Raw genomic sequence first — 24,743 nt, 5'->3', positions numbered from 1 at the left:
AAACAGGCGGACGGCATGGACTGCCGCTTTAGAAGGGGAAATTCGGAGGAATGAAAGTGAAAGGCAAAGGAAAAACAAAAGATTTATTGATTTTTGCATTGTTTGTATTTCCGGCAGTGGCATTTGTTCTTTTTTCCACAGATGTGCCGTTTCTGATGAATCTGTACTATTCTGTGTTTGACTGGAATGGAATCAGTAAGGATATGGAGTTTGTGGGACTTCAGAACTTTGTAAATATATTTACCAATGATGCACTGTTTTGGAAGAGTACTGCATTTACACTAAAATTTTCAGTGTTCTATGTTGTGATCGTAAACGTGCTCTCTCTTACGGTAGCACTGGTTATGGCGAAAGAGAAGAAGAGTTCAAGTGTGGGACGTGCGTTTTATTATATCCCGTACATAATCAGTTTGACTGCCATCAGTTTGATCTGGAAATTTATCCTGGGTCCGGGATTTGAAGCGCTGTATCAGGTGACCGGATGGGAGATGTTTAACTGGAGCTGGCTTGGAACAGCAAAACTGGCGTTCTTTGTCGTGGTAATCATGACAGTGTGGCAGAATCTGGGATTTTATATGGTGAACTATATTGCGGGTATCATAGCTGTGCCGAAAGAGCTGATTGAGGCTGCCAAGATAGACGGGGCCAATAAGTTCCAGGTACTCAGAAAAGTGACAGTGCCCCTGATCATGCCGGCGGTATCGATCTGTATGCTTACATCCCTGACCTTTGCGTTCAAGTTATTTGACGTGATCATGGTATTTACAAAGGGCGGCCCGGCAAACTCCACGATTTCTGTGGCGTACAACATTTACAAAGAGGCGTTTGTCAATAATCGGTACGGAATGGCTACCGCAAAATCCCTTGTATTTGTGGTATTTGTACTGATCGTAACAGTGATCCAGCTTAAAGTGACCAAGAGTAAGGAGGTAGAGGCATAATGAAAAAAGCGAGTAAAATCAGCGTTCTTTCCATTATTGTGTTCATTTGTTCCATATTCTGGCTGATGCCCCTGCTTCTGATTTTTATCAACTCATTTAAACCATATAATGATATGCTGCAGGAATTTCTGGCCCTTCCAAAGAGCTGGAGCCTGAATATGTATATAGAGACATGGACAAAGTTTGATTTCCCGTTATTGATCGGCAACACCCTTCTGTATACCATCTGTACAGTGCTGATCATCGCGCTCCTTGCGCCTATGGCGGCTTACAAACTGGCAAGAACAAAAGGAAAACTGTCAGGTGTCTGCTTTGTCCTGATCATTATCCCGATGATGGTGCCCTTCCAGTCCTACATGATCACCCTGACAAGACTGGTGGCAAACATGGGAATGACAGGAAGTAAGATAGGCTATATACTGGTAAGTACAGGACTCTGTATGCCGCTGGCTGTTTATATGATCCATGGATTTGTAAAAAATGTACCAATCGAGCTGGAGGAGTGTGCCTGCATCGACGGAGCCAGCAAGGTGAGAACATACTTTAACATCGTGCTTCCGCTGCTGAAACCTATCCTGACGACCGTTGTGGTTCTGGATACTCTGGCAACCTGGAATGATATCATCACCAACCAGTTGATCGTAGGCGGAAATGCTAAGGCAATGAACATTCAGAATGCGCTTTACATGCAGTTCTCCGCGCAGACAGCGGACTGGGAACACGCTCTTCCGGGTATCGTAATGTCCATGATCCCCAGTTTGATCTTCTTCGTGATCATGCAGAAACACATTGTGGGGGGGATTACGGCAGGAGCTGTGAAGGGTTAAGGAAAAGAAAGAGAGGTATTTTTTATGAGAGTAGGAGTTTTGATAGAGATTTTCCGGGATACGGATGTGGATGCCAAATTCGCGGAGCTGCGTTCCATGGGGATGGAGAGCTGCCAGCTTGTGTGCTGGGATAAGGGAATTATGAATCAGGAGACTGCAGATAAGGTAAATGCAGCTGCTGGGCATCACAAAGTAGATATCACGGCATTCTGGTGCGGCTGGGAAGGTCCGAGAGTATGGGATTTCTATGACGGTCAGCTTACCCTGGGTCTGGTTCCTGAGGCATTTCGTTTCGAGAGGGTGAAAATGCTGCAGAAGGGCATTACATTTGCCTCCATGATCCATGTAAAGGATGTGGCTACACATGTGGGATATATGCCTGAAAATCCTTATGACCCCAATTATGCAGGCGTTCTTGCATGCCTGAAGGAACTGGTGAAACAGTGTAAGGAAAACGGACAGAATTTCCTCTTTGAGACAGGACAGGAGACACCGGTTACGCTGAAAAGAGCTATCCAGGATATTGAGAAAGAACTGGGCAAAGGCAATGTGGGCATTAACCTGGACCCTGCAAACCTGGTAATGTACGGTAAAGCCAACCCTGTAGATGCTCTGGAGGTGTTCGGCGAGTATGTCATGGGTATTCATGGCAAGGATGGAAAATATCCTACAGACGGTCATATGCTGGGAGAAGAAGTGCCGCTGGGACAGGGTAAGGTAAACTACCCCGCGTTTGTGGCTAAACTGAAAGAGATCGGATATGCCGGAGATATCACCATTGAGCGTGAGATATCCGGTGAGGAACAGAAAAAAGATATTGTTATGGCAAAAGCGGTTCTGGATGAACTGCTGAAATAAAAAAGAAAAGACACCGCCTGCACGGCTGCATGATTTCCACAAGATACGGAACTGCGCTGCTGCAAAAAGGCGGTGTCTTTTTGTTTCGATTCATTTCTGCGGCGTCCCTTTTGCCGGGGGCGTCTCTTCTTTTTCCAGATAAGGCCGGAAGATACGGTACAGCAGGAAAGAGTCAATGTAGGCTGTGAGCGCAAAGCCGAAGAAGAACCAGCAGCACGCGTAAAGCGGCATCAGCTCAAGGTCCTGATAGGTCATGTACATAGGCAGAATCGTAATGACGGCAATGGCCAGCGTAGACGGAAAATGCATGAAGGCGAAGAGGAACGCGTTTTTCAGCAGTTTCCCGGCTGTGTTGGCAAAAGCGGCAATCACGGGAAAGATATAGAGCGCCACAATGACCAAAAGGCCCATAAGTGCCTCTGACATGTAGAGAAGAATTTTGCCGTAGGAGGATGCCCCCTGTGTCTGTATAAGAAAGCGAAGGTTCAGGATCAATATGACGCCTGCCAGCAGAATGCCAAGCCAGATTACCAGAGACTGGAGGAAATTTTGTTTAAACGCACGGAAAAATGTTTTGGATGTGCTGCTGTCATTTCCTTTGACCATACGAAGCGTGCAGTGATATAGCGCTGTTATGGCCGGCCCTATGGTGACAATGGGGATGCAGCAGACAATGAAAAGGAGATTGGCCACCACCAGGTCCCCGATCCTGCTGAGAAAAATGTGAACAACATTGTCTTCGTTTAAAAGATTCATAATTCCCGCCCTTTCTGATATGAACAATTTCGATGTGATTCTAAGGGCTATTCTAGCATTAAATGGTGAAGAATGCAATTGCGGTATGTAATTTTGAGTGAAATAATAGAAAAAACAGGAAAAATGTAAAAAATATGGAATAATGTTATATGTTTTAGACTTAATGTATTCTTGATATGTGAGAATAGACCCGTCATTGTGACGAAAACCACCAAAAGTATATGGAAAACAAAGCATATATAATAATTAAACTGCAAGGAAAAGCCGATGAAATCAACGAAAAATATAAAAATAGCACAAACATATAACATTATGACATATTATAAAAACATATAACCATTTAACATTATTCCATGTGCAACTATAATAAGGCTATCACTCAGATATACAGCAAAAACTGTTATTCTGACGAAAACTTTAATGCAAAAGGAGGAGCAAGTATGAAATTCAGAAAGGTAGCAGCATTATCACTGGCAAGCGTAATGGCACTTTCACTGGCAGCATGTGGAGGAAACAGCGGCGGAGACAGCAAAGGTACAGATGACACCGAAACAAAAACAGAAGGTGAGAAAACTGACGGCGAAAAGACAGAAAGCAGCAGCTCCAGCGGCGCAGAACTTTCCGTATCCATCTGGGATACCAACCAGGAACCGGGTATCAAAGAGATTCTGGCAGATTTCACAGAGCAGACAGGAATCAAGACAAAACTCTCCGTTGTAAAATGGGACGAGTATTGGACCATGTTAGAGGCAGGTGCGCAGGGTGGTTCTCTTCCGGATGTATTCTGGATGCACTCAAACGAGAGCCAGAGATATATGTCCAATGACATGCTTCTTGATCTGACCGACAAGATCAAAGACAGTGATAAGATCGACCCGGAAAACTACCCGTCCGATATCTGGGGCCTGTATACATACGAAGACAAATATTATGCAGTTCCTAAGGACGTAGATACAATTGCTCTCTGGTATAACAAAGCAATGTTCGACGAAGCAGGCCTTGAATATCCTACTTCAGAGTGGACATGGGATGACGTGACAGAAGCAGCTAAGAAGCTGACAAAAGAGGATGGCAGCCAGTATGGTATGGCTTTGAGAAACGATAACAACCAGGCTGGTTACTATAACATGATCTATGATAACGGCGGAACGGTTATCAGCGATGACAAGAAAACATCAGGATGGGATGATCCGAAGACCATCGAAGCTATGCAGCAGCTGGAAGAGTGGATCAAAGCAGGCGTTATGCCTTCTATCGAGACCATGTCTGAGAACGGTGAAGATGTTCTGTTCCAGTCAGGCAAAGTTGCTATGGTATTCCAGGGTTCCTGGATGCTGGCAGCATATCGTGACAATGAGTACACAGCAGCAAACTGTGATGTTGTAGAACTTCCGAAGAATGCCAAAACAGGAAGAAGATCTTCTATCTATAACGGCCTCGGATGGGCAGCATCAGCAAACGGCGAGCACACAGACGAAGCTTGGCAGCTCATCGAATACCTGGGATCCAAAGAAGCTCAGGAAAAACAGGCTGAACTTGGCGTTACAATGTCCGCATACACAGGTACTTCTGATGCATGGGCAAAATCCGCTGACTTTAATTTACAGGCATACCTGAACATGATGGATGACATGGTTATCAGACCATACTCCAAAACAACAGTTACCTGGGAAAATGAAGACAACGAGATCTTAAAGAGCGTATACACCGGTGAAAAGAGCATGGAAGATGCCTGCAAGGAAATGGCAGAGCAGATGAATGAGAAATTAGCCGAGGAGTAATCAAAGAGAAGCTGAATTGACCGAGGATTAAACTGCAGGCAGGTTCGTAAGAATCTGCCTGTATTTGGAAAAGGAGTGAGTGGCGTGGCTAGTAATGGGAATGCAAAGAAGCAAATGAAAACCAGCAGGGAACGCAGCGAGTTTTTGTGGGGCTGGCTGTTTATCCTTCCAACTGTGATTGGACTGGTTGTTTTAAATATAATCCCGATTTTCCAGACTTTATACCAGAGTTTCTTTAAAACAGGAGACTTCGGAAAAGGAAATATTTTTGTTGGACTTGATAATTATGCAAAGGTTTTCGGAGACCATGAGGTGTGGCAGTCTCTGATCAACACATTTAAATATGCAATTGTAGAGGTTCCTTTCTCTATCATAATAGCCCTGGTTCTGGCAGTTTTACTGAACAGAAAAATGAAGGGACGCGGTATATACCGTACTATTATCTTCCTCCCAATGGTTGCAGCTCCTGCAGCGGTTGCCATGGTTTGGAGATGGCTGTTCAACTCAGATTTCGGTCTGCTCAACAACGTGTTCCACACAAATGTAAAATGGGTGTCTGATCCCAGGATCGCAGTATTCTCCATTGCTGTCATCGGTATATGGTCTATCATTGGTTACAACATGGTACTGTTTATATCCGGTCTGCAGGAGATTCCCCATGACTATTATGAGGCGGCAGAAATCGACGGAGCAACAGGCATCAAGAGCTTTTTCCATATAACAGTACCCCTGTTATCCCCGACAATCTTCTTTGTTCTTGTAACACGTGTCATCGGTTCCCTTCAGGTATTCGATTTAATGTACATGGTAATGGATAAATCCAACCCGGCTCTGGAAAAGACCCAGTCCCTGGTATACCTGTTCTACAAATACGCGTTCATCAACAAGAACATGGGCTATGGCGCAACTATCGTTATCCTGCTTCTGATCATCACCATGATCATCACGGTGTTCCAGATGATAGGGCAGAAAAAATGGGTGTTCTACAACTAGAAAGGGGGATGCAGTATGGATAGTATGGAAAGAAAAAGCAAAATGATAAACATCCTCATTCATATAATCTTGATCCTGGTATCAATAACAATGCTGATACCGTTTGTATGGATGATTCTCACAGCGTTTAAATCAGTGACAGAGGCAACATCCGTTAACCCCTTTGTCATCTTCCCGAAGGTATGGAGAACAGATGCATTTACCTCCGTTATGGAGAACATGAACTTCCTGATCCTGTATAAGAATACACTGCTTCTGATCCTGTTCCGTGTTATCTGCGCGGTACTGACAGCTACTTTGGCAGGTTATGCTTTCGGACGTCTGCATTTTAGAGGAAGAGACTTCTGTTTCTCCCTGGTACTTCTGCAGATGATGGTTCCGGTTCAGATCTTCATCATTCCCCAGTACCTGATGGTAAGTAAAATGGGAATGCTGAATACTATTTTCGCACTGGTATTCCCCGGTATGGTTACCGCATTCGGTACCTTCCTGCTCCGCCAGGGCTACATGGGACTTCCTAACGACCTGGAAGAAGCAGCAAGGCTGGATGGATGTAATATCGGACAGACATTTCTCTATATCATGGCACCGCTTACCCGGTCCAGCATGGTTGCCCTGGGAATCTTTACGGCAGTGTTCGCGTTCAAAGACCTGATGTGGCCGATGATCGTCAACACAGACAAGGATATGCTGGTTCTGTCTTCCGCACTTGCAAAAATGCAGGGACAGTATACTTCAAAATTCCCGGAACTGATGGCAGCTTCCCTGATTGCCTGTATTCCGATGATCGTCCTCTATATGATCTTCCAGAAACAGTTCATCGAAGGTATTGCAACCAGCGGTGGTAAACTTTAAGAAAATCAAGGCCGGCGTAATAAGGTGTTATTGCGCCGGCCTGTTTTTAAAATCCGGCCGCACTCAATGAAATAACTGAGCGCGGATCGAAATAAAAGGAGAAGAATATGGCGATTAGATTTCATCAAAAGACAAAAGAATTTCATATTTTTAATGGAGAAGTAAGTTATCTCATGAGGATCATGGAAAATGGACAGTTGGAGAATCTGTATTACGGAAAGGCTGTCCGCGATAAGGAGGACTTCAGCTATCTTCACGAGGAAGCCATGCGCTCCCAGATGTCCGTTTGCATTCCGGAGCCGGGTATTTTATCCATGCAGTATACAAGGCAGGAATATCCGGTGTATGGAACCGGCGACTACAGAAGCCCTGCTCTCACGATTCTGCAGGAAAACGGCAGCAGAATCGTGGACTTTTCCTATGTATCTCATGAGATTTACAGAGGAAAGAAAGCGATCACGCCTCTTCCGGCTACCTATACGGAGTCTGAGGATGAGGCAGAGACGCTGGAAGTCACACTTCACGATGACGTGACAGATACAGATATGGTGCTTTCCTATACGATCTATGAGGACTATCCGGTGATCACCCGAAATGTCCGTTTTGAACAGAAAGGTGCACAGAAGATTGTCCTGGAGCGGGCCATGAGCGCCAGTGTGGAATTTCTGGATATGGATTATGAGCTGGTACAGCTGTCCGGTGCATGGTCCAGAGAGCGGTATGTGAAGAACAGAAGGCTGGATATGGGTATCCAGTCTGTGCATGGGTCTAATGGCACATGCAGCGGCGCGGAACATAATCCGTTCATCGCTCTGAAACGCCCCCACACCACAGAGAATCAGGGTGAGGTCTACGGATTCAGTCTGGTGTACAGCGGAAACTTTTTGGCACAGGCAGAGGTCTCCACGTTTGATATGACAAGGGTTATGCTGGGTATCAATCCGGAGGATTTTGCGTGGGAGCTTGGTCAGGGCGAGAGCTTCCAGACACCTGAGGTGGTTATGGTATACAGCGACCAGGGCCTGAATAAGATGAGCCAGGCATACCACAGACTGTACAGGAAACGTCTCATGAGGGGTACCTGGAGAGACAAGGCGCGCCCAATCCTGCTCAACAACTGGGAAGCCACATATTTTGATTTTAATGAGGAAAAAATATTAACCATAGCAAAGAAAGCAAAAGAGGCCGGTGTGGAGCTGTTCGTCCTTGACGATGGATGGTTCGGGGCCAGGAATGATGACTACAGAGGTCTTGGCGACTGGTACGTCAACCTTGAAAAGCTGCCGGACGGCATCTCCGGTCTTTCACGTAAGGTGGAGGAACTGGGGCTGAAGTTTGGTCTCTGGGTGGAACTGGAGATGGTGAACAAGGACAGTGACCTGTACCGGGCACATCCGGACTGGCTGATCGGTGTGCCGGGCCGCTTTGAGTCACACGCAAGGCATCAGCATGTACTTGACTTCTCCAGAAAAGAAGTGGTAGATTATATCTACGAAATGATCTCTAAGATACTGCGGGAATCCTCCATCTCCTACATCAAGTGGGATATGAACCGTTATATGACAGAGCCTTTCAGCAGAGGGGCAGACGCCTCCCAGCAGGGTAAGGTGATGCATAAATACATTTTGGGTGTGTATGACCTGTATACCCGCCTGACCACAGAGTTCCCTGACATCCTGTTTGAATCCTGTGCCAGCGGCGGAGCCAGGTTTGATCCGGGCATGCTGTATTTTGCGCCGCAGACCTGGACCAGTGATGATACGGATGCCAGTGAGAGGACCAAGATCCAGTACGGTACTTCTTATGTATATCCTGTTGTCAGCATGGGCTCCCACGTGTCAGCAGTGCCGAACCATCAGATGCACCGTATGACGCCCATCGAGACAAGGGCGAATGTGGCGTACTTCGGAACATTCGGCTATGAACTGGATCTGAACCTGCTGTCAGAGGCAGAACTGGAGAGCGTGAAAAAGCAGGTTGCGTTCATGAAGGAATACAGGGAGCTGATTCAGGTGGACGGCGATTTCTACCGTCTGCTGAGTCCTTTTGAGGGAAATGACACGGCATGGATGGTAGTGGCCCGGGATAAATCCCAGGCAGTTGCCGCGTTCTACCAGAGAATGAACAAGGTAAATGCATCCTGGCTCAGGCTGAAGCTCCAGGGACTGGATGCGGATACACTGTATGAGGTGAGCTGTGATCTGGCTCCTTCCGCATCTTATGATGACAATATAGCGAAAATATATGGATTACGAACAGATGAAGATATGGTGAAAACCTACTGCGCATACGGCGATGAGCTGATGCAGGTGGGTATACCGATTGACAGGGAAGATTTGAACAAAAAGGGCGGAGATTTTGCATCCCTGCTCTATACCCTGAAAAAGGTAACTGACTAGAATGATGCGGCGGGAATGTTCAGGGTAGTGTTCCCGGACATTTCCGCCGTTTTTTAACTGCGGCAATGGTGTTTGTCCATTGTCATCTATGCATGCAGAAGGAGGGATTGCGTTGAAACACACAACCGGATTTACGAGTTCGGCCAGATACAGATGCCTGGAAGATTTGCAGAGGGAAGCTGTGGAGCTATGTCTTATTTACTGCGGCTGGGAATACTGCGACCCGGGGCACCGTTTCGGGCCGAATAAGAGGACTTCTTATGTATTGCATATTGTGAGGGAAGGTAAGGGAACTCTGGAGATATATAAAAAGAAATATAACCTGAGCGCAGGAGACGCGTTCCTGATTCCGCCCAGCACGGAGGCATGGTATGAGGCTGACCAGGATGACCCGTGGTCTTATATGTGGGTGGGCTTTACCGGGTTTAAGGCTGAGGAATGTGCCAACGGTGCGGGATTTTCAGTGAAGACGCCTGTGCATAAGGTTGAGTGTATGGGGGTGCTGAATGAATATATTGATGCAATGCTGGAGGCCCACCAGCTCTCCTACACGGACGAGCTGAGGAGAAACGGGCTTCTGATGCTGTTTTTTTCCGCGCTGATTGACGAGCACAGGAAGAATATTCCGGGTTCGGGCAGTCCGCATCCATATCCCGGTTCTGTGTATGTGAAACATGCAATGGAATATATTTCCTTTAATTATAACCAGAAGATCAAGATCAATGAGCTTGCGGATTACATTGGTGTGAACCGGAGTTATCTGACAAGCAGTTTCAAGAAAGCCATAGGATGTTCACCCCAGGAATATCTGGTGAACCTGCGTATGGAAAAAGCAAGGTCCCTGCTGAAGAACACAGATATGCAGATCAATGCCATTGCCAATTCCGTGGGCTATGTGGATCAGCTGGCTTTTTCCAAAATATTTAAACAGCATTATGGAATGAGCCCGAGAGCTTACAGAGAGGAAGAAGAAGAACTGGTGATCAAAAATAAAAAAGGTGATTATGAGGGAGCGCCCTTATAAGGGAAAAAGATATCCGCCGGCAGAGATGCCGGCGGGTATCTTTTTCCCTATTATCCCTCTTTTCGATAGGCGGCAGGTGAGAGGCCGAAGTATTTCTTGAACATGGCGGAGAACTGAAAGGGGCTGGAAAAGCCCACTGACGCGGCAATGGTCGACACGGGCTGTTCTGTTCTGAGAAGCAGGGTGGAGGCACGTTCCATTCTCAGCGCTTTTAAATATTCCCTGGGAGTCTGCCCATAGGCTGCCTTGAAAACAGAACACAGGTAATTGGGATGAATATGGAGTACATCCGCTACATCCTGTATTTTGATGGGCTCGCTGTAGCAGGAGTCAATAAAGGCCCTGGCATCCTGCGCATAATCTTTTTCCCGGATGGAGGAGGGACAATGGCAGGCCTGTGTTTCAATCAGGCGTGCGAACAGGTGGAGCATACGGCTGTTCACTTCCAGACATTTCTCCGGCTGGGAGACAGGGAAAAACTGTTCGCCGGGATACTCATTTCTGCTATAGGACCTGACATTCTGCAGCCGGGGATCTGTGACAGTGAGTATAGATAATATCAGGCGCTCCAGTTCATCCGGGGGCAGGCAGATATCCGCAACCCTGTCTTTGCCGAACAGCATTTCCACAAAGGGGCTGCGGGAATCGCAGAAAAAACCGATCCAGGTGTATTTCCATGGGTCTGTGCGGGAGGCCTGATAGTGCCCGGAAGTGCCGGAGGGGATATAGAAAGCCTGTCCGGCGCGGACGTTGTAGGTTCTTCCCTCAGTCTCCAGAGTGCCGCTGCCTTTCAGGACAAAATGGATGAGGTGGTAGGGTTTCATATAAAATCCATACTGATAGCCGGGACTGCACTCCTGGATGCCGCAGTGGTTGAACTGCAGGGACAGGAGACTGACGGCAGTCCGGTGGATCAAAAGGTCCCTGTTTCCGAGCATAACAGCACTTCCTTTCTCTTGTATTGTGGATGATAGTCTGCTCCGGCTTTCGTGCTGGGTTTCGCAGGACTTTGAATAGTGATATTTTATCACGGGAGGCAGTAAAATTCGAGGGGATGTGGCGAAGATGTTGGATTTTGACAGGTATTTCTTAGAAAACCATATGTCCATTTTGCGGAGGGTCTGTTATCCTTCAAACAGGTAATAAACTGGGGAAAGGAAGTGCTCAAATTGGAAGTGATGGAAGTCAGAGATTTGAAAAAGGAGTATAGGACTGTCAAAAAGGAGGAGGGAATCCGGGGGAGTATCCGCCATCTTATCAAACCCAGGTATGGGAAAAAGGAGGCTGTGAAGGGGGTGTCTTTTTCCATTGCGCAGGGGGAGAGTGTGGCGTTTTTGGGCGCAAACGGGGCCGGGAAATCCACCACGATCAAGATGCTCACAGGGATTCTGAAGCCCAGCGGGGGTGAGGTGTCCATAATGGGAAAGAACCCGTTTTGTGACAGGATGGAGAACGCGAAGAAGATCGGTGTGGTATTTGGACAGAAGACACAGCTTTGGTGGGATATTCCGGTGATCGAGACTTTTCAGCTGCTGAAAAATATCTATGAGATACCGGATGACAGGTACGAAAAAAATATGCGGGAATTCCGGGAGATTCTGGATTTGGACGCATTTCTGGGGCAGCCGGCCAGGAAGCTCTCGCTGGGGCAGCGGGTGCGGGCAGATATGGCGGCGGCACTTCTGCATGAGCCGCCAATCCTCTTTCTGGATGAGCCTACCATTGGACTTGATGTGGCGGTGAAGCAGAAGATTTATGCGTTTCTGCGAAGAATCAATGAGGAGAAGAATACGACGATTCTGCTGACCAGCCATGACCTGAATGACCTGGAATCCCTGTGCGGGCGTTTGATCATTCTGGAGCAGGGGGAGATTTTATTTGATGACAGGATGGATAAGATTTTTGAACAGTATCCTGAAGGGACCACGCTGGAGCATATCGTGATCGGGCTTTTTAACAGGAGGAGCTGCGGATGAAGAAGTACATGGCTTATATGCGGTGCGGGTTTTTGGAGGGATGTGCGTACCGGAGCAATTTTATTACGGGGATGCTGGCTAATTTTATCCAGGCTGCAGTGCTCTATTATGTATGGAGGAGTATTTTCAGGTATCAGGGGGTGGTAAATGGGTATACCTGGGAAATTATGAGGAAGTATGTGTTTGTAGCCTTTTTGTGTAACTGTTCCTTTTCTTTTGGGTTTGAGATGAATACGGCGAAGAGGATCATAAAGGGGGATATCATTCTTGATCTGCTCAAGCCGGTGCCTTACAGGGGAATGCTTTTTTTCAGGATGCTGGGGACAGCCGGGATGGAATTCGGGGTGACGCTGATACTTGTCGGGTGTCTGTATCTGTCGGTGAACGGCGCGGCGGGAATCCGTTTGGAGAGGGTGCTGCTGTTTTTGGTGTCCCTGTTTTTGGGAATGGGGATAAAGTTTGGGATACAGTATTTGTTTTCCCTGCTGTGTTTTTATACGGATAATTCTTATGGGGTGACTAAGGCCAGGGAGGTGCTGACCAACTTTTTTTCCGGGGCGATCCTGCCGCTTGTGATGTTTCCCGGGGGGCTTAGAAGGGTTGTGGAGGCGCTGCCTTTTCAGGGAATCGTGTTTACGCCATGCAGCATTTTTATAGGGACTTTTTCCATGGAGGAGAGTCTTCGGGGGATTGCGGTACAGGCTGTTTGGATTGGAATTTTGTGGGTGTTCGGGGTACTTTTTTGGAAGAAAGCATCAGGGGTCATTTCCCTGTATGGAGGGTGAGAGATGAGGAGATGGAGGCATTATCTGAGGATGTATGGGCAGATTCAGATGCAGAATATGAAGTCCCTGGCTGAGTACAGGACGGATTTCCTGATGATGGTATTTTTTACCGGGTTTTCTCAGGTTTGTAATCTGGGGGTGCTTGGGATCATTTACAGTAATATCCCTGAGGTGGGGGGCTGGAAGCTGTGGGAGATACTGCTTTTGTACAGTTTTCTGTTGTTCTCGGAGGGGTGTATTAACTTCTTTTTTCAGGGAACCTGGAAGATTGCGGAGATGATCAATCTGGCCGATCTGGACCGGTTTCTGGTGCGGCCGCTTCCCGTGGGGCTGCAGCTTCTCACGGCCAGGATTGACTTTGACGGGCTGAATAAGATGGGGATTGCGGCGGCTGTGTTTGCTCTGGGGGCAAGTCACTGTAATATCAGGTGGAGTTTGTGGAAAATTGTCTGTCTGGCGGTGTTTCTTGTGGAATGTTGTGTGATTCGTGTGTGTATGATCTGGATTGCAAGCTGTGCCTCATTTTGGATGGAGGGAGGGAAGAACAGTTTGAATTTCTTTGCCATTTCCATTGGGGAGATGGCGAAATATCCGCTGATCATTTATCCGCCTGTACTGCAGGGGATATTCGCGTATTTGATTCCGTATGCGTTTGTCAGTTACTATCCGGTGGGGTATCTGCTGGGAAAGAGCGGGATGCGTGCCGGGGTGATGGTTATGCCGGCTGTATGTGCGGTGATGACGGGGGTGGCTGTGATTGTGCTTAAGAGGGGGCTTGGGAGGTATGAGAGTAGTGGGAATTGAGATGGGACAGGATTGTTTCGGGGAATGCGGATGAATTTAAAAATATTAAAATAATGCAGGGTATAACATTGCGAATATATTGTGAAGAAATATTTTTGTCATACTGGATGTGCAAAGTCATATTTGCACATTCTTGGCATAAATAGTATAATTTTGGTACTCTGTAAATACATGTTGACATTTAACACGAAATGGAGTATGGTGAGTTTAAGATAAATATTCGATAATAGTAAAGCTGTCGAAAGGCAGTGACACAAAGCTAAAGGGTCTAAGGTCTAACAAGCATGACTATGACAGCCAGTTGCCGTATTATTTTTTGTAAGGTGATTTTTATACCTTGCTTTATTTTGATACGCTTCTGCCTGCAAATTGCTGCAGGCAGTTTTTATTTCGGGGAAAAGTGTATCCCGAGGTAAAAAGCCGGTAGATACTTGTCACAGGATAAGTATGTTCTTTTTGTACAAAAAATGAAAGAACGCCCCTGCCGGAGGCAGCAGAATCCTTTAGGTTTGTGCAAAGTTCAGGCATAGCGCCGGAGTTTGCCGCACAAACATCCGAAACTGAAAAAAATCAGGAACCGCGCGAGAGTATGCCTAGGCATACTCTCTTTGTTATTATACCTATAATAACAAAAACATCCTGAAGACATAAAATATAATTCCGTGCGGCCAAAAATTTCAGAGGTGAGAGAATTGAGTGAAGAAGAGAAGAAAACAAAGAGCACCGGTGAGATGGTCACTGATAATGCCCTGAAACTTCAGAAAGCGGTACTGAGACAGAAAATCATGATCGGAGCCCTTGTAGGTGTTATAGCAGTGGGCGGTGCCGGTGCAGCGGGGTATAAGCTCGGATGGTTTGGCGGAGACAATGACAAGGCACAGGAGGAGCAGGTATCAGCGGATATTGATCCAAATGCAGGGGACTGGGACGGAACTATCCCGGAGGCCCCGAAAGGCGATCCCAATGCGGAGAATATAGAATTACCGGGATATCCTAAGATATATATTCCTGCAGGACAGACAGATGTGGATGTGGCATTTTCCAACCCGGAAGGGAACCCCTGTTATTTTACATTCCAGCTTGTGCTCAAGGACAGCGGGGAAGTGCTTTATGAATCAAAACAGGTGCCTCCCGGGGAGGCGATTACAACAGCTACATTCAGCAAGGCTTTGGATGCAGGGGAATATGCGGCTGAATTGAGAATCACAACGGCAAGTATTGTGGACTTATCCCCCATGAACGGAGCAAATATGGAGACCGTGCTCGATGTGAGATAAGGGTGGTGTTTCATGGACAGCAGGAATTGGAGAGGGATTGTAATTTCTGTTATCACGTCAGCGGTACTTGTAGTTGGAAATACAGGGATGGCCTTTGCTGACGCGGAGCAATTTAATGAAGACGGGGAAGCAGATCCTGCAGTATCACAGGAGCTTGTCCGGGATGTGGACGGAAATTGGATTTCAGCAGATATAGAAGAACCTCAGGACTTTGACGAAGAAGAGGAAACAGAAGATAGTCTTCAGGAAGAAAATGAGGAAGAAAAGGATGAAGTCAACAGAGTGCATCATCACGATGAATTCTGTGGCTATAGAGAGGCAGTGCCGGAAATACCATGTGACCATGAGTGTGTGGATACGGATGGGGACGGCATTACAAATCATTGTCCGGAATGTGCGTACCGGCCTGCAGTTGAAGCGGTTCCCTGCAAGTATGAGCTGGAAAAGCTGAAAGCAGAAGAAGAGCTGAAAAAGCAGCAGGAGCTGGAGGAACAGCAGGAAAGTAAGGATTTGGAGGAGGAAGACCAGGATTCAGAGCAGCAGGGGGAAGATGACCCCGAAAGTGAAAATCCTGAACAGAAGGATTCCAAACCGGAAGAATCCGGGGAAACAGACGGACAAAATAATAAGAAAGAAGATGAGAACGGAGGAGAAGAAAGCGGTGACAGTCAGAAAGATACACCGTCCGGAATAACAAATCAGGGCCAGAAGGATAATATTTCCCATATGGATGAAGAGGCCCATGAGGTGACCTCACCTCAAACGGAAGGACAGGAGGATATTTCTGAGGAAACAGACGCAGAAGATGAAGAGACAGCGGATACCAGTGGAAAGGATGAAGGGGAAGCCATAGATGGAACGGAAGATATGGAGAATACCCCGGAAGACCTGGATGCTGAAAAAGAACCGCTGCCGTCAAATGAACCTGTATATGAAGTCGAAATTCCTTCACAGGTAAAACTGACAGATGACACGGACAGCTTTACGATTCAGACTAAGAAATTGATACCGGAAGAGGATGGAGAGCTTGTAGTCACAGTGGAAGGAACTGAGAGCAGAGACAGGAAGAACTTCGCACTGTACTGCGGAGAAAACAGTTGGGAATACCGGCTGGAGATAGCCGGGAACTTGATTACACCGGAAGAGAATCAGGCGATTCTGGATGGGTGGAGTGAGGCACAGGATGTGAATATTCTGCCGGAAAATAATATTGATTTGTGTGCGGGGGAATATTCGGGAGTGCTGGTGTTCCATGTGGTGTATGAGAGTAGAGTCGAGAATTTTGAAATGGAAATTAATTAAAATTATAATTTAGGAGGATTTGGTTATGAAGAAAAAAGGGTTAGTAGCTATGGGGTTGGCAGGGGTTATGACGATTGGGATGTGTGTGCCGGTGTTGGCTCAAGATATTAGTAAAGGAACTGACAGTGGGAGTCTAACCATTTCATTGGATCAGCCAGTAAAATATACAGTAACAATTCCGGCGGATATGTCAATTACAGCTGGTAATACTATACAAGAAATTACTGTTGGTATAAAAGATTACATGTTGGAATTAGATAAAAAAGTGGAGGTGGAGTTAGGTGGAACAGGGTTGGACACAACTGATAATACATTAACTTTGGTGGATAAAGGTAATTCAAGTAGTGAAATAAAAGCAACGCTTGACACTGTAGAAAAAGCCACACTTGATAGTAGTAATACATCAAAAATATATAAGTTAACACCTCCTGATGAAGCAAGTATAACGAATGCGGGGCATTATAGTGGTACTATTAATTTTACGATAAAATATACGGGTGCTAGCGATTTATAAAAATATTTAATGTGTAAATAGTAATCTGTATGTATTTGTTAGTAAAATTAAGTGCAAATCTTTAGTGTTAAATAGGGTATTGTAAATTTACTTATTTTATTTTTATATAAAGTAAATTCTTTCGGGTAAGGATTGAGAGAGTGTGAAACTTTTTCTATAAAATAGAATTAATAAAGGTTCTCTTATGATAAAATAATAATCATAAGAGGACCTTTTATTATGGTAAGATAAAAGAAATCAGTACACAGAGTACAAATAATAGAAGGAAAATGAAACATAATTTATCAGCTTTCGGGAGAATGTGATATTCAAACATATGAAGAAATTCAAGATTCCCTGAAAAATTGCCTTGGTGGAACCATTAAGGAAATAATGGAAGCTAAACGGGATAAGTATTTAGGATTATGAAAAATCAGAACATTCAGGCAAGGATTATTTTCACAATGGATACAAGCGTTAACGCATAAACAGCAATTACGGTGCCTTGGTGATAGATGTGCCGTGAGACCGAAAATTTACTTTTGGATCGCAAGTGGTTAAAAAAATGGCAAAAAAACACTTCCAATATTGATTAAAAGATTATTTCCATGTATGCAAAATGAATGACTACCTGGCAGATATAAGAAATCATTGAAGTTATCTACAGCTTTAAGATCTCGGAATGATTAACAAACAAGCAAGCGATATACCTTCCATTTAGGTAGTGTAAATTAATTTGTGTCTTTGGTAAAAAGTGGCTCCTTTTTGGTAAGAATTAAGATATGACAATTCTTATCGAAAAGGAGTATTTTTATGCCAGTAGCAAAGGAACAAATTCGACAGATTATTTCAGAAAACAACATTACCAGTGTTACGGATGTCTATGCACTACTAAAAGAAAGTTTCAAGGATATCCTTCAAGAACTTATGGAGGCAGAATTGGATGCCACTCTTGGATACGAAAAAAATAAAAAAGGGGATTTAGTTACCAACAACAAGAGAAATGGGCATTCTGCCAAAACACTCAAAAGTCAGTATGGGGAATTTCAGGTGTATGTCCCCAGAGACCGGAATGGGGATTTTGAGCCCAAACTGGTTCCAAAGTATCAGCGGGATATCTCCGGCATCGAGGAAAAGGTCATTTCCCTTTATGCCCGAGGCATGAGCACAAGGGATATCCATGACCAGCTCCAGGACCTCTACGGAATTGAGTTGTCTGCAGAGATGGTCAGTAAAATAACGGATAAGATCCTTCCGGAAGTTAAGGAATGGCAGTCACGTCCGCTGAATCCCATATATCCCTTTGTTTTTATGGACTACATCCATTACAAAGTACGGGAAGACGGCAGGATCCTCAGCCGTGCAGCCTATGTAGTGCTGGGAGTGACAACCGAGGGATATAAAGACATTCTCAGCATTACTGTCGGAGCGAATGAAACCAGCAAGTTCTGACTTGGAATGCTCAATGACCTGAAGAACCGTGGGGTGAAAGACGTGTTGTTTTTCTGTGTGGATGGACTGTCAGGCTTCAAAGAAGCCATCCAGGCTGTGTATCCACAGGCTGAGATTCAGAGATGTGTCATCCATATGCTCCGCAATTCTTTTAAATATGTGAATTACACGGATTTGAAGAAGTTTTCTTCTGATTTCAAGGCGGTATACAATGCCTCCAATGAGGCTGCCGCACTCTCAGAACTGGAAAATATAAAAGAAAAATGGGGAAAGAAATATCCCTACGCGATCAGTAACTGGGAAAACAACTGGGAAGATGTTAATTCCTTCTTTCAATTTTCTGAAGATATCCGGCGCATTATGTATACGAATATCATAGAGTGGCTGAACCGTCAGTACCAAAAGGTAACCAAAACAAAAAGTGTATTCCCAGGTGATGTATCACTGAAGAAAATGTTATATCTTGCAAGTGAAAATGTCATAAAAAAATGGACCCAGAGATACCGGAACTGGGACCAGGTGCTGAACCAGCTGATTGTCCTTTATGGAGAAAGACTTACCCAATATCTTTAAAATAAAAAGGGCCGGAACGGCAGCTTTACTTGGACTGAACGTTCCGACCTTATTCCTTCGGCATTAGTAATATTACCAGGAATCCCCAATCTTATTCCAGAGGCCGGGTGTGGGCAGCGCCCACGTTTTAAGTAATACAAACTAATGCCTTAATTGTAATGCAAAAAAATAGAAAAAGAAGTATAAATTGAGCAGATCTGGCAATACTATAATTAGAAAAGAAATTCGACACGATAAAAAAACCATTATCGACAAGATTTCTATACATATCTGATTCTTATCAGGAAAAAGCATTTCCTATAGACACAGAAATTTTTACGCCCTCTCCATTTATGATATTTATTTACAAACTGTTCTCCATAGTCTTAATAAAAACTATCCTAATTTATCCCTGTACGTCAATCAATTAGTCTGTGTTTTGCTTGCGCATAGAAGTGTCTGCAGCCGTTCTACATTTCACGAGTAATTCAGAGAGTTTGGTATAAGATAGCTGTCTTTCCGGAATTTCCGCGGCGAAACCCCGGTACATTTCCGAAACACCCGAGAATAATACCCCGCGTCCGTAAACCCCGCACTAAACGCCGCATCCGTGATACTATACTCCTCATCCCGCAGATAAGGAATGCTCTGCTCCACCCGATAGCGCAGCAGATAATCAAACAAAGACTCATTCATATGTTTCTTAAAAAAACGACAGCACTCACTCTTACAGATATGCACGGAATCTGCAATATCTGTAAGGGTGATTTTCTTATCATAATTCTCATGAATAAACCCCAATATAGTCTTAAGCCTTGCCAGCTCCTTAGGATTCAGCGATTCCGCATCCTGATTAAAAGCCCCCTGATGGCGCAGCAAAACCAGCCAGATCTCCGACAACAGCATCTGCACTTCCATCTCATAAAAATCCGGCCTCTCCAAATCCAGCTCTATGACCTTCTTCATTTTCTCCCTGATATCCCCATGCCACTCCTCACTCCCATCAAACCAAAGCGCCGAGAACTCATGTCCATTTACCACCAGGTCCACGTATTTTGTCTGTATCAGACTCTTCTCAAACCCATACACAATCTTGGGGTCAAAGGTAATACTCCAGTAATGGCAGTCCTTCCCCTCAACCATATGCCCGCTGTGCAGTGTATTGGCATTGCCGAACATCACGTCCCCCTCCTGCAGATGAAAATCCGCTCCGTTCACCTGGTAGATCATCTCCCCGTCCTCCACCAGTGTCATCTCAATCTCCGAATGCCAATGCCAGGAAAATGTTCCGAATTCATAGTCCGTAATACACTCTTTACTCACCAGTACAGGAAATGTAAAGTCCCCATGCGCCTTAATTTCCCTCTGATTCCTGTTTGTCTGTATCTGCATCCTTTTCCCTTCCCGGTAAAATGCCAAAATCTCAATATCGTCCATATATTCTTCAAGATATTCCTAGAAATACACTTCATATCTACATTATAATACAAGTAAAGTATGAGTCAAGAAAAACGGGAGGTATTTTACAATGTTTGAAAATGAAAAAGCAGTTGCAACTCTGAAAACAGTTTACGGTGAAGAGAAATTGCAGATGGAGCAGGAGCGCTACAATCATCTGTACCGGGAATTTGTGAAAGCATTTGGCGAAGGTGAAGCTGACTTCTTCACATCACCGGGAAGAACAGAGATCCTGGGCAACCATACGGACCACAACCATGGTAAGGTGCTGACCGGAAGTATTGCTATGGATACGATTGCTGCGGCAAGGAAGAACGGCACCTCACTGGTTCACGTGATCAGCGAGAATTATAACCAGAGCATTACCGTTGATTTAGACAATATGGACACAACCTGTAAATGCCAGGGAACACTTTCCCTGCTGATCGGTATGTTTGAGGGATTTGTGAAAAAGGGATATAAAGTGGAAGGCTTTGACGCATATGTGTCCACAGATGTTATCGGCGCAGCAGGGGTAAGCTCCTCCGCATCATTTGAAATGCTTATCTGTGCCATCGTTGATTATTTCAGCAATGACGGAAAAATAGATTATGTTGAATACGCTAAGATCGGCCAGTACGCAGAGCATGAATACTGGGAAAAACAGTCCGGTCTGCTGGATCAGATGGCATGTGCAGTGGGCGGTGTGATCACCATTGATTTCAAAGAGGAAATGCCGAAAGTAGAGAAGCTGGATTTCGGATATGACCAGCTTGGATATGACCTGATCATTGTAAATACAGGAAAAGGCCATGCGGATTTAAGTGCAGAGTATTCCTCTGTCCCCATCGAAATGAAAAAAGCAGCACAGGTTATGGGCAAAGAAGTGCTTGCCGATGTGGATGAAAAAGAGTTTATGCAGAATCTGAACAAAGTCAGAAAAGAAGCCGGAGACAGAGCTGTTATGCGCGCACTGCATTTCTTCGCGGAGCAGAACCGTGTGGATGCTGCAGTGAAAGCGATCAAAGAAAAGGATTACGATACCTTTTTACAGTGCATCACAAAATCAGGTAATAGTTCTTGGAAATGGCTGCAGAACTGTTTTGCAACTAAGGATGAGACAGAACAGGCGGTTCCGGTAGCCCTGGCTCTGACAGAAATGTTCATCGAAGAGGCCGGAAGAGGTTACTGCAGAGTCCACGGCGGTGGATTTGCCGGTGTGATCGCAGCAGTGCTTCCTAAAGATATGACAGCAGATTATGTAGAATACATGACACCATACATGGGTAAAGAAAATATTTATGTAATGCAGATTCGCCAGACAGGCGCAGTACATATGGATTTCTAAAATTTCTGAAGGCAGAATCATAAATAAGCCAGGAGAGTGAAGATAACGTAACAGCTCAGCAAAATTCGGATAGCTGAGCTGTTGCCGGATAACCATAACGGTTACTTCACTCTCCTGTTTTTTTATTCCAGCGGTTCCGTATCCCAGGTTCCATCCTCCCGAATCGTATACTGTCCATGTCCGGTAGAAGTATCTATCTTCTTTTCATGAAGCTGACGGTAAGCCCTGGGGCTTGTTCCATAATATTTTTCAAAAGTGCTGCCAAAATGCTGGCGGCTGTTGTATCCTGCATGGAACGCAATATCTGTCACGGACAGAGAACTGTTTGTCAGCAGAAAAGCAGCCTGTTCCAATCTTTTTCGGTTGACATAATCTGTAATCGTGCAGTGCATATGTCTGGAAAACAGGGATTGGAGATAAGATTTGTTAATTCCGGCGTAAGCAGCCAGTTCCGGAATCCGTATATCTTCTGTCAGATGCGCAGAGATATACAGTAAGGCTTTTTTCAGGTATACGGCACCTGTTGCCTTGTTATTTTCCAGAAGACACTGGGACAGCTCCAGCATGGTGCGGAAAAACAGCAGCCGGATAAGGTAATCCGTGTCCGGGGCAGTGAATTTGCGGGACATATGTACATCTTTGGAATACGGAATCTTCTGCTCTAACTGAGAGATCAGGTCTTTCAGGGAATACCCCAGATTTCCTGTGTCATTGGAAATCCAGATAGCCTTTTTGGAACGGCAGAAACGGTCAAAAGACGCACTTTCCCTCCTTGGTTCTAAGATGTCCAGTGTAGTCTTCTCCTCCTGGCAGCGAAACTCCAGATTCAGCAGGGAGCAGGGAGAGCCTTTGGGAATCCATAAACGGTGAGGCACTTCAGCGTCCAGAAATATAAACTGTCTTTCTTCCAGACAGTGCGCTTCATGGTTTACATAAATATGACAATTTCCTTTTGTGACATACATGATTTCACAACTGGCATGGGCATGAGCGTGCATATCATATTCTGTCAGGGAAAGGGCGTAAAAAGCAGTTATGGAAATGAAATGATGTGTGGGATTAAAAATGCTCATGGCAGTTCTCCTTTCAGCGATCGCGCGGTCATCCGTATTCAGAATATCTATGAGGATGATAAGGTGACATGGTTTCCGGCGCTTATGCATTTTGGGTAGGATCATTTCGGTTACTTTTATTGTGAGAGCTGGCCCGTCGGTTGTCAAGAAAAATATATACGGCAATATCTTGCATTTTCAAATTTGCACAACAATACTTTCCACATCAATAAAAACCACCGTTTATAATAAACATCATAAAAACCAAAAGAAAAACGGGAGGTTATGTTATGAGTTTTAAAATAGCATTTATCGGAGCGGGAAGCCTTGTATTTGCAAGGACATTATTCACAGATATCATGTCAGTGCCGGAGCTTCGCGATGTGGAGATCGCATTTACAGATATCAATGGGGAGAACCTGGAGAGAACAAGAGCATTATGCCAGAGAGACCTGGATGCCAATGGAATCCCTGTGAAGATTCAGGCAACCACAGACAGAAGAGAGGCATTCAGAAATGCCCGCTACATCATTAACTGTGTACGTGTCGGCGGTCTGGAGGGCTTTGAGACAGATATTGAGATTCCGCTGAAATACGGTGTTGACCAGTGTGTAGGTGATACACTCTGCACAGGCGGGATCATGTACGGACAGAGAGTGATTGCTGCCATGCTGGATTTCTGTAAGGATATCCGTGAGGTGGCTGAGGAGGGAGCAATTATGCTCAATTACTCAAACCCCAATGCAATGGCTACCTGGGCCTGCAATAAATACGGCGGCGTGAAGACCATCGGCCTTTGCCACGGTGAGATCCACGGCGAACTGCAGATTGCGGAAGTTCTTGGAATCCCCAGAGAAGAGCTGGATATTATCTGCGCAGGTATCAACCACCAGACATGGTATATTTCCGTAAAACATCACGGAGAAGATATGCTGCCGAAAATCCTGCCGGGATTTGAAGCGCATGAAAAATTCAGCGAAGAAGAAAAAGTGCGTATTGATATGCTGAAACGTTTTGGTTATTATTCCACAGAATCCAACGGACACCTTTCCGAGTACGTTTCCTGGTACCGCAAACGTCCGGATGAGATCAAAGACTGGATCAATCTGGACAACTGGATCAACGGAGAGACAGGCGGATATCTGCGCGTGACCAGAGAGGAGAGAAACTGGTTTGATACCGATTATCCGAAGATCCTGGCTGAGGAGCCGAAGAAACTGGACGGTTCCGAGAGAGGAAAAGAGCACTGTTCTTACATCATTGAATCACTTGAAACGGGTAAAAAATACAGAGGACATTTCAATATGATGAATGAGGGCTGCATCACGAACCTTCCTTATGAAAGCGTAGTGGAAGTTCCCTGTTATGTAGATGGAAACGGAATCAGTGTTCCTAAGGTGGGAGACCTTCCTCTGGGATGTGCTGCAGTGTGTTCACAGTCCATCTGGGTTCAGAAACTGGCAGTAGAGGCAGCCGTGCATGGAGATGCAAAACTGCTGAAACAGGCTGCATTAATGGATCCGCTCACAGGCGCAGTCTGCAACCCGCCGGAAGTATGGCAGATGATCGACGAAATGCTGGTTGCGCAGGAACAATGGCTGCCGCAGTATAAAGAAGCCATTGCACAGGCAAAAGAGAACTTGGCAAAGGGCGATTTGATTCCTACGAAAGAGGGATATAAAGGAGCAGTGAGACTTCAGGAGAAATCTGTTGAGGAAGTTGCTGCGGAGCATGAAAAGAGGAAAATTACGGTATAAATATTACCTCCATAATGCTATATTATAGTTAGAAAAGGAACAGCCGCACGTAAAGCGGCTGACCTTAAGTAAGC

At 45.4% G+C, this 24,743-nt stretch carries 20 protein-coding genes, 1 pseudogene and 1 riboswitch; of the genes and pseudogenes, 17 read left to right on the top strand and 4 right to left on the bottom strand.

From position 1 onward, the window contains the following. Positions 1 to 50: 50 nt before the first annotated feature. Genes LC508_RS19300 through LC508_RS19290 form a run of 3 tightly spaced genes read left to right on the top strand, consistent with a single transcriptional unit; the run spans position 51 to position 2,626 of the window. A complete protein-coding gene (locus LC508_RS19300; protein WP_033141693.1) occupies positions 51 to 941 on the top strand; it encodes a carbohydrate ABC transporter permease in 891 nt (296 codons plus the stop codon). Continuing rightward, the gene (locus LC508_RS19295) at positions 941 to 1,768 is read left to right on the top strand and encodes a carbohydrate ABC transporter permease (RefSeq protein ID WP_054351579.1); all 828 of its coding nucleotides are present in this window, start codon (positions 941 to 943) and stop codon (positions 1,766 to 1,768) included. The genes LC508_RS19300 and LC508_RS19295 overlap by 1 nt, the downstream gene beginning before the upstream one ends. A 24-nt stretch (positions 1,769 to 1,792) precedes the next feature. Continuing rightward, entirely contained in the window at positions 1,793 to 2,626 is an 834-nt protein-coding gene (locus tag LC508_RS19290; RefSeq protein ID WP_103731612.1) for a sugar phosphate isomerase/epimerase family protein, read from the top strand. 90 nt (positions 2,627 to 2,716) lie between these two features. Here the strand turns inward: LC508_RS19290 and LC508_RS19285 are convergent, their stop codons facing one another. Continuing rightward, the gene (locus LC508_RS19285) at positions 2,717 to 3,382 is read right to left on the bottom strand and encodes a YesL family protein (RefSeq protein WP_103731611.1); all 666 of its coding nucleotides are present in this window, start codon (positions 3,380 to 3,382) and stop codon (positions 2,717 to 2,719) included. Positions 3,383 to 3,822: 440 nt separating this feature from the next. Between LC508_RS19285 and LC508_RS19280 the strand changes: the two genes are divergently transcribed. The 5 genes from LC508_RS19280 (at position 3,823) to LC508_RS19260 (ending at position 10,434) form a co-directional block, all read left to right on the top strand. Beyond that, the gene (locus tag LC508_RS19280) at positions 3,823 to 5,163 is read left to right on the top strand and encodes an ABC transporter substrate-binding protein (RefSeq protein ID WP_033141696.1); all 1,341 of its coding nucleotides are present in this window, start codon (positions 3,823 to 3,825) and stop codon (positions 5,161 to 5,163) included. A gap of 114 nt (positions 5,164 to 5,277) precedes the next feature. Beyond that, positions 5,278 to 6,156 (top strand): carbohydrate ABC transporter permease, encoded by an 879-nt coding sequence (locus LC508_RS19275; protein WP_033141697.1) that lies wholly within the window; start codon positions 5,278 to 5,280, stop codon positions 6,154 to 6,156. A gap of 15 nt (positions 6,157 to 6,171) precedes the next feature. Next, a complete protein-coding gene (locus LC508_RS19270; protein ID WP_033141698.1) occupies positions 6,172 to 7,011 on the top strand; it encodes a carbohydrate ABC transporter permease in 840 nt (279 codons plus the stop codon). 107 nt (positions 7,012 to 7,118) lie between these two features. Beyond that, positions 7,119 to 9,410: an alpha-galactosidase gene (locus LC508_RS19265; RefSeq protein ID WP_103731610.1), complete on the top strand. Its 2,292-nt coding sequence runs from the start codon at positions 7,119 to 7,121 to the stop codon at positions 9,408 to 9,410. A 112-nt stretch (positions 9,411 to 9,522) separates the two neighbouring features. Beyond that, entirely contained in the window at positions 9,523 to 10,434 is a 912-nt protein-coding gene (locus LC508_RS19260) for an AraC family transcriptional regulator (protein WP_033141700.1), read from the top strand. A 50-nt stretch (positions 10,435 to 10,484) separates the two neighbouring features. On the opposite strand, the gene LC508_RS19255 is transcribed toward LC508_RS19260, so the two are convergent. Beyond that, positions 10,485 to 11,372, bottom strand: a complete 888-nt coding sequence (locus LC508_RS19255) for an AraC family transcriptional regulator (RefSeq protein WP_158588585.1) — start codon at positions 11,370 to 11,372, stop codon at positions 10,485 to 10,487. Between the two features lie 240 nt (positions 11,373 to 11,612). On the opposite strand from LC508_RS19255, the gene LC508_RS19250 reads away from it, so the two are divergent. The 7 genes and pseudogenes from LC508_RS19250 (at position 11,613) to LC508_RS19220 (ending at position 19,096) form a co-directional block, all read left to right on the top strand. Next, positions 11,613 to 12,410, top strand: coding sequence for an ABC transporter ATP-binding protein (locus LC508_RS19250; protein WP_225305401.1), 798 nt, complete (start codon positions 11,613 to 11,615; stop codon positions 12,408 to 12,410). Beyond that, positions 12,407 to 13,195 carry an ABC transporter permease gene (locus LC508_RS19245; RefSeq protein ID WP_103731607.1) on the top strand — a complete coding sequence of 263 codons (789 nt, stop codon included), beginning with the start codon at positions 12,407 to 12,409 and terminating at the stop codon, positions 13,193 to 13,195. The genes LC508_RS19250 and LC508_RS19245 overlap by 4 nt, the downstream gene beginning before the upstream one ends. Before the next feature lie 3 nt (positions 13,196 to 13,198). Beyond that, a complete protein-coding gene (locus tag LC508_RS19240) occupies positions 13,199 to 13,999 on the top strand; it encodes an ABC transporter permease (RefSeq protein WP_103731606.1) in 801 nt (266 codons plus the stop codon). A 218-nt stretch (positions 14,000 to 14,217) separates the two neighbouring features. Further along, a riboswitch (cyclic di-GMP riboswitch) is annotated at positions 14,218 to 14,308 on the top strand. A gap of 383 nt (positions 14,309 to 14,691) precedes the next feature. Continuing rightward, positions 14,692 to 15,276, top strand: a complete 585-nt coding sequence (locus LC508_RS19235; RefSeq protein WP_103731605.1) for a hypothetical protein — start codon at positions 14,692 to 14,694, stop codon at positions 15,274 to 15,276. 12 nt (positions 15,277 to 15,288) lie between these two features. Further along, complete coding sequence (locus LC508_RS19230; RefSeq protein ID WP_103731604.1) at positions 15,289 to 16,578, top strand: hypothetical protein; 1,290 nt, start codon at positions 15,289 to 15,291, stop codon at positions 16,576 to 16,578. Between the two features lie 25 nt (positions 16,579 to 16,603). Then, the gene (locus tag LC508_RS19225) at positions 16,604 to 17,092 is read left to right on the top strand and encodes a hypothetical protein (protein ID WP_103731603.1); all 489 of its coding nucleotides are present in this window, start codon (positions 16,604 to 16,606) and stop codon (positions 17,090 to 17,092) included. A gap of 792 nt (positions 17,093 to 17,884) precedes the next feature. Continuing rightward, a pseudogene (locus tag LC508_RS19220) lies at positions 17,885 to 19,096 on the top strand (IS256 family transposase). Between the two features lie 456 nt (positions 19,097 to 19,552). Here the strand turns inward: LC508_RS19220 and LC508_RS19215 are convergent. Continuing rightward, a complete protein-coding gene (locus tag LC508_RS19215) occupies positions 19,553 to 20,512 on the bottom strand; it encodes a helix-turn-helix transcriptional regulator (protein ID WP_225305230.1) in 960 nt (319 codons plus the stop codon). A 91-nt stretch (positions 20,513 to 20,603) separates the two neighbouring features. Here LC508_RS19215 and LC508_RS19210 point away from each other — a divergent pair, with 91 nt between their 5' ends. Continuing rightward, positions 20,604 to 21,860 (top strand): galactokinase, encoded by a 1,257-nt coding sequence (locus tag LC508_RS19210; protein WP_033141709.1) that lies wholly within the window; start codon positions 20,604 to 20,606, stop codon positions 21,858 to 21,860. Between the two features lie 122 nt (positions 21,861 to 21,982). On the opposite strand, the gene LC508_RS19205 is transcribed toward LC508_RS19210, so the two are convergent. Beyond that, positions 21,983 to 22,933 carry an AraC family transcriptional regulator gene (locus LC508_RS19205; RefSeq protein WP_033141710.1) on the bottom strand — a complete coding sequence of 317 codons (951 nt, stop codon included), beginning with the start codon at positions 22,931 to 22,933 and terminating at the stop codon, positions 21,983 to 21,985. 269 nt (positions 22,934 to 23,202) lie between these two features. Between LC508_RS19205 and melA the strand changes: the two genes are divergently transcribed. Beyond that, the gene (melA, locus tag LC508_RS19200) at positions 23,203 to 24,669 is read left to right on the top strand and encodes an alpha-glucosidase/alpha-galactosidase (protein ID WP_103732655.1); all 1,467 of its coding nucleotides are present in this window, start codon (positions 23,203 to 23,205) and stop codon (positions 24,667 to 24,669) included. Positions 24,670 to 24,743: the final 74 nt, after the last annotated feature.

The sequence above is a fragment of the Blautia parvula genome, from assembly GCF_020215665.1.
Classification (GTDB): Bacteria; Bacillota; Clostridia; order Lachnospirales; family Lachnospiraceae; genus Blautia; species Blautia celeris.
Note: the sequence above shows the minus strand (reverse complement) of the source record. Positions and strands in the feature narration are given on the sequence as shown.